Here is a 12,164-nt window from a genome sequence, read left to right as displayed (position 1 = left end):
TTAACTACTATGCTGTCGTGTAAGATATTATTCACAGCTAGATAATGATATATATTATTTTGGAGGAGAGAAATTCATGAAAAAGTTTTTATGTTCAATTTTGATGGCATCAGCCATGTTCGTCGGATTCTCTGGCGGTACAGCCGATGCGGCAAGTAAAGCTACAGCTAAGAGTGGTACATACATAACAGTACATAATGCAAACGTACGTGCAGATGCTGGAACAAAACATAGAAGAGTCTTCACATTAAAAAAAGGTACACGTGTTCAACTTACACATCAAAAATATGCAGGTAAACAATTGTGGTATAAAGTAAAGATCAACGGTAAAAGAGGATATGTTTCGAGTTCCCTATTAAAGAGATCTACAGGCAAAGCAGTAGCAGCGGCTTCCCATACTAAAGGCGGAGGATCTGGCGTTGTGAAAACAGCAATGAATTTGCGTGGAATCCCATATCGTTTCGGCGGAACTACAACTAGAGGTTTCGATTGCAGTGGATTCATCCAGTATTCATTCAAGAAAAATGGTAAGTCTATTTCACGAACAACAACTGGACAATATAAACAATCATCAAAAATTAAATCACCTAGACCTGGAGATTTAGTATTCTTCCATAACACATACCGTAAAGGAATTTCGCATGTAGGAATCTACGTTGGAAACAATAAATTCGTTCATGCAGGCGGTAAGAAATCCGAAGTGGTGAACTTAAACAATCCATACTGGAAATCTAAATTCAATAGTTTCAGACGAATATAATCAGTAAAACGACCCGATGAACATTCTTCGGGTCGTTTTTTTATTCGATTGAATGGATGTTTCCACGCTCATCTTTATAGATTACATGATGTCGTTCAAACTTGGTGGGAGAATCCAAACCTGCAGCGGCCGCCACACGGAATAATCCTTCTCTCATCGTCAAAATATAGTTGGTCACACGGAATTTCTTCTCTTCTACAACAAGTGCTCGCTGTAAACTCTTGTCCGTCGTTGCCACACCAGCTGGGCATGTATTCGTATGACATCGCTCTGCCATGATGCAACCTACTGAAATCATGAAGCCACGAGCAACTTGTATCAAGTCCGCACCTAAAGCCAAGGCTATCGCAGCCTTATCAGGTGTGATGATTTTCCCTGATGCAATCACTTTTACTCGATCACGCACTTCAAACTTACGTAACGCATCATCTAGCAAAATAAGTGACGAACGAAGTGGTAAACCTACACTATCCGCCAAGTCTTGATAGGTAGCGCCCGATCCACCTTCTGCTCCATCGAGTGAGATAAAATCAGGACCCATACCTGTTTCAGCCATATATGATGCCAATTCTTCAGCATCTTGCTTTCCACCTATAACTATTTTGATGCCCACAGGTTTGCCACCCGCATGACGGATATCTTCAATGAATGAAAACAACGTTGGATAATCATGGAACTGCTTAAAACGATTTGGACTGTTAATAGAAGTATAAGGTTTCACATTTCGAATAGCCGCAATCTCTTCTGTAACCTTCTCTCCTTCTACATGTCCCCCACGCATTTTTGCTCCTTGGGCCAACTTAATTTCAAACGCTTTAATTTGAGGTATTTGTGCTTTCTCTTTTACTTTTTCAATATCGAACTGCCCATCTTCTGTTCGGAATCCGAATAACCCTGACCCAATCTGCGCAATAATATCTGCTCCACCTACCAAGTGATGATCTGATACGCCCCCCTCACCCGTGTTCATCCATGCACCTTTGGCCATACCAATACCTTTGGATAATGCAGTAATCGCATGTTCTCCGAGTGCTCCGTAACTCATACCGGACTGACCTAATAAGCTACGCACGACAAATGGATGCCCACAATTCGGACCTAATACAATCGCATCCTCCTCGGGTAACAGCCAGGGCAATGTGGTCACTTCTTCGCGATGTTCTTTACGCGAGAATAAATTGTCCGTATCCACTTCATAGCGCATCGTACTCAATAGATTATCATTATCCACACGCATTTCTTCATTTTGCTTCGTAAACATAGCATTGCGAATGTAGTAACCAGGCTCTTGAAAGTCTCGTTTAGACCCAAACCCGATGACACTATTTAAATACTTCCCCGGCATCACCATATGTAAATATTCTTCACGGCTGAATGGCTTGCCGCTATTATCATCATTGAATAAATACTGCCTAACTTCCGGACCCGCCTTTTCAAACATATAGCGAACTCTTCCTAATATAGGATAGTTACGTAAAATTGCATGCTGCTTTTGACTTCGATCAAAAAAGTACAGAAAGATTCCTATACTAATTGGGATCGCTAATATGATCAGCACTACTAATGAGGTTGTAAAATTAATTCCTTCTAGCCAATTCATAGCAACATTCCTTTCTGTTTGTCTGTCATTTACCTGTACCCTTGATTGGTAGCTGATTAAACGTAAAAAAGCCCTATTCCTTTAATGTCTTCAAGGAATAGGGCGTGTAAGTAGTTTATCTTCGTGCTAGACTTATTTCAATTTGCTTAGCTACAATTGAAACTTTCATTTTAGTTGCATGCTTATGAAATTTCCTCTACTTTAAATTCGTATGTGAACTTATAAGAAGTGATTGTATCTCGTTGTCCTTCAGTTTCAGCTTTTGTCGTCAAAGTAAGCGTCCACTCATTACCCGACGTGAGTTCGTTTTTTAAATCAAGTACCGCTTTCGTTCCGTCTCCATTTGCTTTAAATGAAGCCAGCTCATTACCCTCAATTGTCAGTTGTTCAGCCTTTAGTACTTGCAAATTCTTTCCTTTTAACTCAATCTGCTTTTCACTAATTGCTTCAACAGAGGTGATTTCAGCTACTTCTGGTGCTTCCGGTGTTTCTCCGTCTGGCATCTTTACTTGTGAAGTTTTATAAAGAAATGAAGCGAATTGTGCACGTGTTGTTGTATCTTTCGGTCTGAAGTTTGGTGCAGCTGGATTCGTAATGTCAAAGAAGTCGAGTACGTCGATTGCAGTACGTGCTTCAGCTTTAGCCTTATTCAAATCTATTACATCTTTAGTAAACTTTTGTTTTTGTACGTATGCTGATAAATCTGTTTTGTTAACTGAATCGTAAGCACGAACCAAAACAATCGCCATGTTTTCACGCGTAATGGATCCCCCCGCATGTAATGACCCATCTTCATAACCTTTGAAAACGTTATTGTCTTTAACAATTGCAGCTGCTTGTAAGAGTTCATCATTCGACTTTGCAGTTAAATCTGTAAAACGTGGCTTTGTCTTATAGTCTGTCGGAACTTTGTAATCCATTGATACTAGCCACTTTCCCATTAACTTCACTACGTCAGAACGAGTTAAGGTTTTATTTGGCTTAAATGAACCGTCCGGATAACCAGAGATAACACCCGCTTTTGATAGTGCTTCTATAGCATCCTTGTGTGAGTTATTTTCTGCCACGTCAGTAAAGTCTGCTGCAGTGACGACTGGAGCCACCACTGATGCTACTAATGCAGCTGACGCTATACCTGTTAGATACTTATTAAATTTCTTTTTCGATTTTGATTTCATGAAAACATTTCCTCCTTTTGTTTACGAGCACGATTACAGGCTGGTTACACAATAGTATAAAATCACCCTGTTTCCATTTCACCAAAATTACTAGTTCAACAGAACAGACATACATCGAGAGATTATTGGCTACTTAAGTTATATAGTAGCATACCCTTACACAGTCGGTAAGAGATATCACAGAATTATTCCCTTGAATTGCAAAACTTCCTTCTAAAACTTAGTGGGCATATCACTCAATTAGCTATGGATATCTACTTGTAACCAAAGTGAAATATATATGGCTTACATGATAAGTTGCTTTTCATGATACAATCCCAATATGAAAAAATTACTAGCGCTTCTTTTATTAATCAGCATTATAGTTGGACTGTCGATCTCATCCAGTCAGACATACGAACAACAATCACTTGTTTCAACATTACAAGAATTGCTACCAAACGAGCCTGGCAAAACTACTTTATCCACATGGGAATTTACTTATTGGAATAGAACCATTTCTATTGAAGAACGTGGATATTATCATTTTGTAGAATTTTTGATCCGAAAAGCTGCACACTTCATCACGTTTGGTTTTTTATCTTTAGTCATTTATTGGCTATTACCTAAGAGTAAGAGCCGCATATTATTGGCTGCTCTATTTACCTTTCTATTAGCATGTGCTGATGAATTGCACCAATACTTTACAGGAGGCCGCACAGCCACGATGCAAGACGTTTATTTAGATACAGCAGGGGCTGTTACATTTCTTTTGCTTCTAGTGTTTATTCGTTTAGCCAATCACTTACGTAAAAAATTAGTTCCATAGTATTAATTAGGTCTATAGTATTCCTAACGTTTTTATGAGCACAGACTCTGTGTTATGATATTGACGAAACAGGAGGTTATCTAATGAATAACTCAGATGATCAGCAAATTCTTTCGCTTAGTTATATTTCCATCCACCGAGTCGTGGACCGTATAGAACAAACGCACCAAAAGTCTTATCACACAATTTGCTTATTCCAAGATCGGATTACGACATCCGAGCGAATTTTCCCTCTAAAGCACGTATTTGATATATCCTATCGCCCTTTCTCCGGTCATACAGGATTATTTTATCTTCATACAAATGAAGGTGTTTTTACATTTGAAATAGAAGAAGAACCAGAACACTTCATTTCTTTATTTAAACAAATTCAATCCAATTAAGAAATATACAGTGTATAATCTAACGTCTTACTTCATATTCTGAGGTAGGACGTTTATACTTTCAAACTACGGGGTAAGTACAACTATTGTCTATACTACTTTTCGTAAATTGTTCTTGAAATAGGTACTTCCTAATATGTTATTTTATTATTCAACTGGTATAATAGCATTACACTTATGGAAATAAAGAACATTATATTGAGACTATATAAAATACTAAAACTTCCTATATCGGAGGAGAACAGCTATGGCAAGGGAAAATGAGATAACGGCTATTTATAGCAAAATTAATGGAGCAAGAAACGAAGGACGCTATGACCTAGTCATTAAACATGCAGAAAATCTATTAAATTCTGGTCTATCATCTTCAAACAATAATGCCGTTTTATCTGCGCATTACATTTGTGCAATCTCTCATTACTACACAGGTGATTTTGAAAAAGTTCTCTTTCATATAGAAGAGCATCATACACAATGTGTTTTGCATGGCAACAGGCCCGATTGTATGCGCTCCTATTATTTGCAATATTTCGTCAGCTCTTTCGCATTGGATTATGACAGAGGACAGAAGTTATTGGAAGACATGCTCTCCATAGCGATCGAGAATGAAGATTATTCTTATGTCAGCATGGCGTACAATAAACTAAGCCTTTTGCACAATAAAACAGAACAATATGATCAAGCTTTGGAATTTGCACAATTAGCGGTTTCATTTGCAGAAATGAAAGGTGTAAATAGGGAAATTTTATTGATTCGTGCGCATTTACACTTGATTGAATCCGCCATTAATCTACAAAATGCTCCTCTTGCTATGACTAGTCTTGATTATTTGCACCAATTACCTACTATGAATCATCACCCACGTGAAATAGCTTTCCTTGAAATCTTAAAAGGTAGATTCTATGATTTGATTGGCGAGCCCGAAAAGGCTTTCCACTTTTATACGATGGCAAAACAACGTGAAGAAAAACTGAAAGATTATTCTTTACTGAAAGATATCCAGCAAAAACGAATTGTGTTGGCAGAAAATCTATGTAGTTTTGATGAATTAGCAATTATTCAGAAGGAGTATATCGATTTATTGCATGAAATTGAAGACAGTCAATTAGTTAAAGCTGCGCTCGAATTGCAAATCCGTCTGCAAGGTTCTTCCAATCAAACCAGTGAAAACAAGGATTACTTAACAGGTATTTATAACCGAAAGTATTTGGAAGAAACAACTAACCTATGGTTGGCGGAAGCCAAAACAACTAATAAATCCGTAGTTTGTATTGTATTCGACATCGATAATTTAAAAACTATCAATGACACATATGGTCATCTAATTGGCGATGAAGCCATTAAATTTGTTGCTCATACTTCTATTAATGAAATACGAAAAGAAGATGTACTAGCTCGTTTCGGTGGCGATGAATTTGTTTTAGTTATGCAAGATATTTCTTTGGCTAATGCAAAAAGAAAAGCTACTTTACTTGCCGGAAAAATTGAATCCTTGTCATCTACTTCAGATGTGATACCCATTCCAATAACAATTAGCATAGGACTCAGTGACAATAAAATGCGCAGTATGAATGCCTTCAATGATCTATTTCACTTAGCGGATCTCGCCCTTTATAAAGCAAAAAAGAATGGTAAGAACCAAGTCGTTTCGTTCATATAATTCAAACATGGATACCAGTATAACGGGATTCATGTTTTTTCTTGTCAAAAACAGAAAAACATTCAACAAAAAAAGCCTACACAGCAAGAATGCTATGTAGGCTTTCAATATATTAATTAAGAACTTTTACTTTTACGTTTTTACGGCCCCATTGGTAGGCAGCTGATTTAGTTGGAATGAATACGTCGATTTTATTACCTTTGATTGCTCCGCCAGTATCTCCAGCGACAGCATATCCGTAACCTTCAACGTGAACTTTTGTTCCTAATTTGATAACACGTGGATCTACTGCAATTACTTTCAAATCTGGATTTTTACGCAGGTTCAAGCCTGTTCTTGTAATACCTGAACAACCATTACAATGTGCTGTATATGCCGTTGCGCTTACCATAAGTTCTTTCGATACACTATCTCCATTTGAACGAGATGGTGCACTTTGTTTCTTCGGTGTGCTTGCCGCCACTTTAGAAGACTTTACTAAACGCAATTTTTGATTTGGATAAATAACTGTTGATTTTAAGTTATTCCATTTCTGAATATTAGAGACAGACACATTGTTTTGTAGAGAGATTTTATATAGTGTGTCACCTTTTTTAACTGTGTGAACTGATGCTGCGGCCGATGTTTCATTCATCCCGCTTGTGAATACTGTGATTAACATGGCTACTGTCATTGCAAATAATAACTTCTTCAATATGCCACCCCTAACGATTTGATAGCCTTATCTTACCAAGTCTATATTACAGTTAGATTACAAACGTGAAACAATGCAATGACAGTGCCTACTATTATATTACAAATAACGTGTTTTCTGTTCGAATTAAATGACAATTAGGGCAGTAAGTCCTGCATTCTATATTACATTTTGATATATCCATACAATTGCAGGTTTTAATTAGATTGTAAAGGGGAGTTTTATAAGTAATGCAAAAAATCTTATCTGCTATTTTGAAATAATCCTTTAACTGATTCAATATTAATTGACAAAAACATACTCAATTCATTCAATAAAGTCTCTTCGGAGGCTTTTTTATTGGCCAAAATAACTTCCTTTGCGTCATGTGGTTTCTTTCCTTCTATAGTAGGGAATGATTGACTATAGTTATTTACAAATAAGCGAGGTGCGTTACATGCCGGTGATTCGGGATCAAGATGATGTTTCACGAGCAATTATACAATTAATCAAAGATGGTAATCTGGAATCCGTGAAAAAAGCAATTAAAGAACTGCAACCTAAAGAAATAGCTGCTCAGTATAAACGATTGCCACGAAAACGACATACTACATTTTTAGAAGTATTGGATAAAGATCAATTGGTTAAGATGCTAGGCTTTCTTTCAAAAAATGAAAAGTTACGCGTACTGGATTTAGTCGGGCCCATTCGTTCTTCAGAACTGCTAGAGGAAATGAAAAGTGAAGACTTGTCCGATCTTTTGTCTGATCTATCAGATAAACAAGCGGATAAACTCATAGCTAAATTGCGCCTAGAGGAAAAGAGAAATATTTTGCAGCGCCGAAAGTATCCAGTTGATTCAGCAGGGCGGATTATGACGACGCGTTATGTATGGGTTCATCAGTCATACACTGTTGAAAAAACGATTGAAAAGCTTAAGCATTATGAATCCTTTGCTCATTACTTAAATTACGTATATATCATTAATGATGAAAAGCAATTAGTAGGTGTGCTTTCCTACCGGGATTTATTGCTTGCTAAGGCAGATTGTATAGTAACAGAAATTATGGAAACCGGTCTTGCAAAGGTATCTGATACGACTGATCAAGGCGAAGTAGCCAAAATGATTGGACGATTTGATTTCGTATCACTACCTGTTGTCAATGAAGAGAATATATTAGTGGGAATCATACGGGCTGATGAAGTACTTGATTTAGTTGTTAGAGAAGCAAACAAAGATATTGAAATGCTTTTTGCTTCCGGTAAGTCTATCGACTTCAACACAAAACCTTTAGTAGCAGCCTATCGTAGACTCCCTTGGCTCATTCTATTATTATTTATCGGACTCGTTTCAGGTAGTATCATTTCTAAATTCGAAGAAACGCTAGAAGCGGTTGTCGCTCTCGCCTTCTTTATGCCGATGATTGCGGGAATGACCGGTAACACAGGAACACAATCATTAGCGGTCGTGGTACGTGGACTAGTATCTGAAGACTTGAATATGAAAAAGTCGCTACACTTAGTCTTTAGAGAATTAATTGTCGGTATTATATTAGGTGTCGTCTGTGGTGCCGTCATCTCCGTGATCGCCTATGTATGGCAAGGTAGTTTTACACTAGGATTAGTAGTCGGTTCCTCTTTAGTTGCCACACTGATTATTGGAACGATTGCAGGAACGGTTATTCCTTTAATCCTCAATAAATTCAAAATAGATCCAGCTGTAGCTTCAGGCCCTTTAATTACGACGATCAATGACATCCTTTCATTACTGATTTATTTTGGAATTGCGACGATGTTTATCTCGAAATTAATGTAAGTGAATATTCTGATTACTCACGTATATAATTAGAACATTCCGCATACAATATGTTAATGAAAGGTTAGTGTAAGGTTCATGTAATTTATCTCAATTTGATGCCAAACACTACAGAAAGATGACATTCTTCACAGTTTGATGATTTGCGTTTATTACGTTTTTGATAGGTTATACTACTAGTAACAGCAATTGCACAAACGGATTTGGGTTGAAGTTTGGTGCAGCTGGGTTTGTGATAGCGAAGAAGTAAAGTCGAATAGTCTGTACCGCTTCGTCGAAGAGCGAGTACATACCAAAAAGCCCCGCGGCCATGGGTTGACCGTGGGGCTTTTTGTTTTATTATGCCTTTAAGAGTAAAGGCGGTTTCCTATTCTTCATAGGATTTGTTTGCTCGATTGCATAACCAACATCAAGCAACAACGCTTCTGAGAAATCTGGTCCAATAATTTGCACTCCGACTGGAAGGTCTCCTTTGAAACCACCTGGTACTGATAATGCAGGAAGACCTGTTAAATTACCTGGTCCAGTAAAGCGTATAATATTGTCAATTAGGTCCACTTGGTTGCCGTTAAGCTCTACAGTATCCTCGCCGATTTTACTAGCTACTACTGGCAATGTCGGCGCTATAAGCACGTCAACTTTTTGGAATACTTCCTCGAATTCCTGCTTAAGTTGACGACGTACTTGCTGTGCTTGAAGATAGTCAACAGCTGATGGTAGTTCACCAAGCTCAAACAACATTCGGATATCATCACCGAAATCCTGTGGCCGCTTCAACATGTCTTCGTGATGAATTGTAGACGCTTCTGAAAGTGACGTGACAAGCTCCGCCCACTCTGCATATTTTAGAGTTGGAATCTTCACTACTTCAACTCTCGCCCCCTGATCAGTTAGTGCTTTAATATTTCCACGCACTACTTGATCCACTTCGTTGTCTACTTCATTGAAGAAATACTCTTCATTTACACCAATGACCAGACCCTTTACGTCGCCCTTAACCTTCTCCAAGTATTGATCGACAGGTGTATTAATAGAGGTTGGATCTTTTTCGTCATACCCTGAAATGATATCCATCATTCCAGCTGCATCTTTGATTGTCTTTGTCATCGGCCCGATATGATCAAGCGACCACGCCAATGGATAACATCCATATTTACTGACACGGCCGTGTGTTGGCTTTAAACCGACAATACCACAGATGGATGATGGGATTCGGATAGATCCCGCTGTATCTGTTCCGAGAGAAGCGACGCTTGAACCAACCGAAACAGCTGCACCTGAGCCGCCACTGGAACCACCTGGAATCATATCTGTGTTCCAAGGATTTCTCACTGCTCCATAGTGAGGATTATTATTTGTAATTCCCCAAGCATATTCATGCATACTCAGTTTACCAGTGAAAATGACTCCTGCATCTCTTAACTTGCTTACTACAGTCGCATCGTCTTCTGGAATGAAATCCTTATGAATTTTAGAAGACATGGTGGTGACTTTACCTTTAAAATATAAATTATCTTTCAAAGCCATCGGAATTCCGTGATACATACCTCGATAATTTCCATTTTTAATTTCTTTCTCTGCTTCACGTGCCGACTGTTCCGCTTCCTCGCGGTAAATTGTCATATAAGCGTTTATTGTATGTTGCGTTTCTTCAGCATGATCTAGCACAGCATTGGTTAACTCAACTGGCGACAATGATCCATCTTTTAAGAGCGGCGCCAATTCTTCCACCGATTTCTGAATCAATTCTTTAGCCAATATGGTCACCTCCGGGGATATTTCGAAGTCCGATATCGGCGTCTTCGATTTTCACACCTTCTAATGTTCCTCTTAACTTTTGCATCCCCTTCCAGCGACTTTCCAAGGTTTCTAGATGCTCGGGCTTGGCCTGAATCCCTTTGTTATCCAATAATTGCTTAACGGACAGAGACAATACCTTCACTCCTCAAGTTAATATTTATCTTTATAGGGTTATCCTATTGAGATCACAAGAATTGGTCGACTATCAAAACAAAGCTAAGTTGCTAAGTACTTAAGAATATATATACTCTACCATTCAATAAACGAATAATCAAACTATTGTAAATTGAGTAATAGTTAATCCTTCTTTAGTATGAATGAGTAAAACAAATCTCTGCCGATAGACACAGGAACAGAAACAGTTAGTAACATTTTGGTCAGCTGTATAAAAGTTTAATTTAGTACTCTCTATTACTTTAGCCAATTATCACATTTCAGACCGTTTGCATTTCTTCTATTTAGTTGTTTATGTTGGATGAAAAGGGGGATTATTGAAACAGGAGGTGATGTCTGATGCCATGGAGCAAACAGGATTACCCTGCTTCATTAAAAAATCTAAATCCCAAAGTACGTAATAAAGCGATTGAAATTGCCAACGCTTTGCTGCGTGAGAATTATGAAGAAGATCGCGCTATATCTATAGCTACTACGAAAGCCCATGAATATGTAGAAGGTAGTAGTGATGGTCGCCTGCATTATGAAGTAAAGCCTCGGGAAGATGAGTGGATTTTCAAAAAGTCCGGTAGCGATCATGTCCTATTTAAAGAAGATACTAAATCAGCTTTACTTGAAAAGGCAAAAAAGTACGTTACAGAACACGAAGGTATATTATCTGTTTATCATGCAGATGGATCGCACGATAAAACATTGTACGAATAACAGGAAAGCCCTTTGTTTCATAGGGCTCTCCTGTTATTTTTCCTTTTCAGGGGGATATGTCACTTCATCATCTTTTGTCACTACAGGTTCCGCACCCCACTTTCCTACAACATGGTTTTCTATCAACGTCTTTTCTTTCGGGCCATCTATAATGTGTTTCACATTCCAACCATGTGTAGCTAGCCAATTACTAATTAACAAGCGATGGCATCTTGCCGGATGTCGTTCGGAACAGCATATGGCAATTCGCTGTTCTTTAGCTTCCTTCATCAAGTTGTCAATTCCTTCTCGAAATTCCTCTGTCAACGTATAATCCGCGTAGTTATGAAACGATTGATTGTTCCAACCATCATTTATTTCATCATCAATTGTTTTGGATTTCCTTCTACGACCACCTAACTTACCACAATGTTCATAGGCGATATGATGTGCAGGTAACCATACTTTCATCCGATCCTCATGGAAATGTGGAAATTTGCGACTACCAGGAAACGCACGGATATCGACTAATTTCTCAATACGTGCATCTTCCAATAACTTCAAAAATTCTTCTTTTGTATGCGTGGAATGACCAACTGTATAGATATCCATATATTCTCACTCCTTT

The 12,164-nt window shown here is 38.1% G+C and carries 12 protein-coding genes; 6 read left to right on the top strand and 6 right to left on the bottom strand.

Features of this window, described 5'->3' with window-relative positions; genetic code table 11:
* Nucleotides 1-76: 76 nt before the first annotated feature.
* Nucleotides 77-760, top strand: a complete 684-nt coding sequence (locus CSV64_RS13155; RefSeq protein ID WP_099635040.1) for a C40 family peptidase — start codon at nt 77-79, stop codon at nt 758-760.
* A 40-nt stretch (nt 761-800) separates the two neighbouring features.
* Here CSV64_RS13155 and CSV64_RS13150 read toward each other — a convergent pair whose 3' ends face one another.
* Together CSV64_RS13150 and CSV64_RS13145 are read right to left on the bottom strand one after the other, a co-directional pair.
* The gene (locus tag CSV64_RS13150; protein WP_099635039.1) at nt 801-2,360 is read right to left on the bottom strand and encodes an FMN-binding glutamate synthase family protein; all 1,560 of its coding nucleotides are present in this window, start codon (nt 2,358-2,360) and stop codon (nt 801-803) included.
* 182 nt (nt 2,361-2,542) lie between these two features.
* Entirely contained in the window at nt 2,543-3,538 is a 996-nt protein-coding gene (locus CSV64_RS13145; protein WP_099635038.1) for an S-layer homology domain-containing protein, read from the bottom strand.
* A gap of 322 nt (nt 3,539-3,860) precedes the next feature.
* Here CSV64_RS13145 and CSV64_RS13140 point away from each other — a divergent pair, with 322 nt between their 5' ends.
* The 3 genes from CSV64_RS13140 to CSV64_RS13130 all read left to right on the top strand — a co-directional run bounded on the left by CSV64_RS13140 (nt 3,861) and on the right by CSV64_RS13130 (nt 6,389).
* Complete coding sequence (locus CSV64_RS13140; RefSeq protein ID WP_099635037.1) at nt 3,861-4,346, top strand: VanZ family protein; 486 nt, start codon at nt 3,861-3,863, stop codon at nt 4,344-4,346.
* An 83-nt stretch (nt 4,347-4,429) separates the two neighbouring features.
* A complete protein-coding gene (locus CSV64_RS13135) occupies nt 4,430-4,729 on the top strand; it encodes a hypothetical protein (RefSeq protein ID WP_099635036.1) in 300 nt (99 codons plus the stop codon).
* Between the two features lie 247 nt (nt 4,730-4,976).
* Nucleotides 4,977-6,389, top strand: a complete 1,413-nt coding sequence (locus tag CSV64_RS13130) for a GGDEF domain-containing protein (protein ID WP_099635035.1) — start codon at nt 4,977-4,979, stop codon at nt 6,387-6,389.
* Between the two features lie 112 nt (nt 6,390-6,501).
* On the opposite strand, the gene CSV64_RS13125 is transcribed toward CSV64_RS13130, so the two are convergent.
* Nucleotides 6,502-7,083, bottom strand: coding sequence for a 3D domain-containing protein (locus CSV64_RS13125; protein WP_099635034.1), 582 nt, complete (start codon nt 7,081-7,083; stop codon nt 6,502-6,504).
* 436 nt (nt 7,084-7,519) lie between these two features.
* Here CSV64_RS13125 and mgtE point away from each other — a divergent pair, with 436 nt between their 5' ends.
* Nucleotides 7,520-8,878 carry a magnesium transporter gene (gene mgtE / locus CSV64_RS13120; RefSeq protein ID WP_099635033.1) on the top strand — a complete coding sequence of 453 codons (1,359 nt, stop codon included), beginning with the start codon at nt 7,520-7,522 and terminating at the stop codon, nt 8,876-8,878.
* A gap of 339 nt (nt 8,879-9,217) precedes the next feature.
* Here the strand turns inward: mgtE and CSV64_RS13115 are convergent, their stop codons facing one another.
* Together CSV64_RS13115 and CSV64_RS13110 are read right to left on the bottom strand one after the other, a co-directional pair.
* Nucleotides 9,218-10,636 carry an amidase gene (locus tag CSV64_RS13115; protein WP_099635032.1) on the bottom strand — a complete coding sequence of 473 codons (1,419 nt, stop codon included), beginning with the start codon at nt 10,634-10,636 and terminating at the stop codon, nt 9,218-9,220.
* On the bottom strand, nt 10,629-10,820 hold the full coding sequence (locus tag CSV64_RS13110) for a hypothetical protein (RefSeq protein ID WP_233190480.1): 192 nt from the start codon (nt 10,818-10,820) through the stop codon (nt 10,629-10,631). Before CSV64_RS13110 ends, CSV64_RS13115 begins: the two co-directional genes overlap by 8 nt.
* Before the next feature lie 371 nt (nt 10,821-11,191).
* Here CSV64_RS13110 and CSV64_RS13105 point away from each other — a divergent pair, with 371 nt between their 5' ends.
* Nucleotides 11,192-11,557: a DUF2188 domain-containing protein gene (locus CSV64_RS13105; protein ID WP_099635030.1), complete on the top strand. Its 366-nt coding sequence runs from the start codon at nt 11,192-11,194 to the stop codon at nt 11,555-11,557.
* A gap of 33 nt (nt 11,558-11,590) precedes the next feature.
* Here CSV64_RS13105 and CSV64_RS13100 read toward each other — a convergent pair whose 3' ends face one another.
* Nucleotides 11,591-12,148 (bottom strand): DUF488 domain-containing protein, encoded by a 558-nt coding sequence (locus CSV64_RS13100; protein WP_099635029.1) that lies wholly within the window; start codon nt 12,146-12,148, stop codon nt 11,591-11,593.
* Nucleotides 12,149-12,164 lie beyond the last annotated feature (16 nt).

This window comes from Sporosarcina sp. P32b (assembly GCF_002743335.1).
Classification (GTDB): Bacteria; Bacillota; Bacilli; order Bacillales_A; family Planococcaceae; genus Sporosarcina.
The sequence above is the reverse complement of the archived record's forward strand: the minus strand, read 5'-3'. Positions and strand labels throughout refer to the sequence as shown.

Bases quoted from the DNA above. Each gene is read 5' to 3' on its own strand.
- CSV64_RS13105 (WP_099635030.1), top strand. From the start codon at position 11,192: ATGCCATGGAGCAAACAGGATTACCCTGCTTCATTAAAAAATCTAAAT.
- CSV64_RS13150 (WP_099635039.1), bottom strand. From the start codon at position 2,360: ATGAATTGGCTAGAAGGAATTAATTTTACAACCTCATTAGTAGTGCTG.
- CSV64_RS13135 (WP_099635036.1), top strand. From the start codon at position 4,430: ATGAATAACTCAGATGATCAGCAAATTCTTTCGCTTAGTTATATTTCC.
- CSV64_RS13100 (WP_099635029.1), bottom strand. From the start codon at position 12,148: ATGGATATCTATACAGTTGGTCATTCCACGCATACAAAAGAAGAATTT.
- CSV64_RS13155 (WP_099635040.1), top strand. From the start codon at position 77: ATGAAAAAGTTTTTATGTTCAATTTTGATGGCATCAGCCATGTTCGTC.
- CSV64_RS13140 (WP_099635037.1), top strand. From the start codon at position 3,861: ATGAAAAAATTACTAGCGCTTCTTTTATTAATCAGCATTATAGTTGGA.
- CSV64_RS13145 (WP_099635038.1), bottom strand. From the start codon at position 3,538: ATGAAATCAAAATCGAAAAAGAAATTTAATAAGTATCTAACAGGTATA.
- CSV64_RS13130 (WP_099635035.1), top strand. From the start codon at position 4,977: ATGGCAAGGGAAAATGAGATAACGGCTATTTATAGCAAAATTAATGGA.
- mgtE (WP_099635033.1), top strand. From the start codon at position 7,520: ATGCCGGTGATTCGGGATCAAGATGATGTTTCACGAGCAATTATACAA.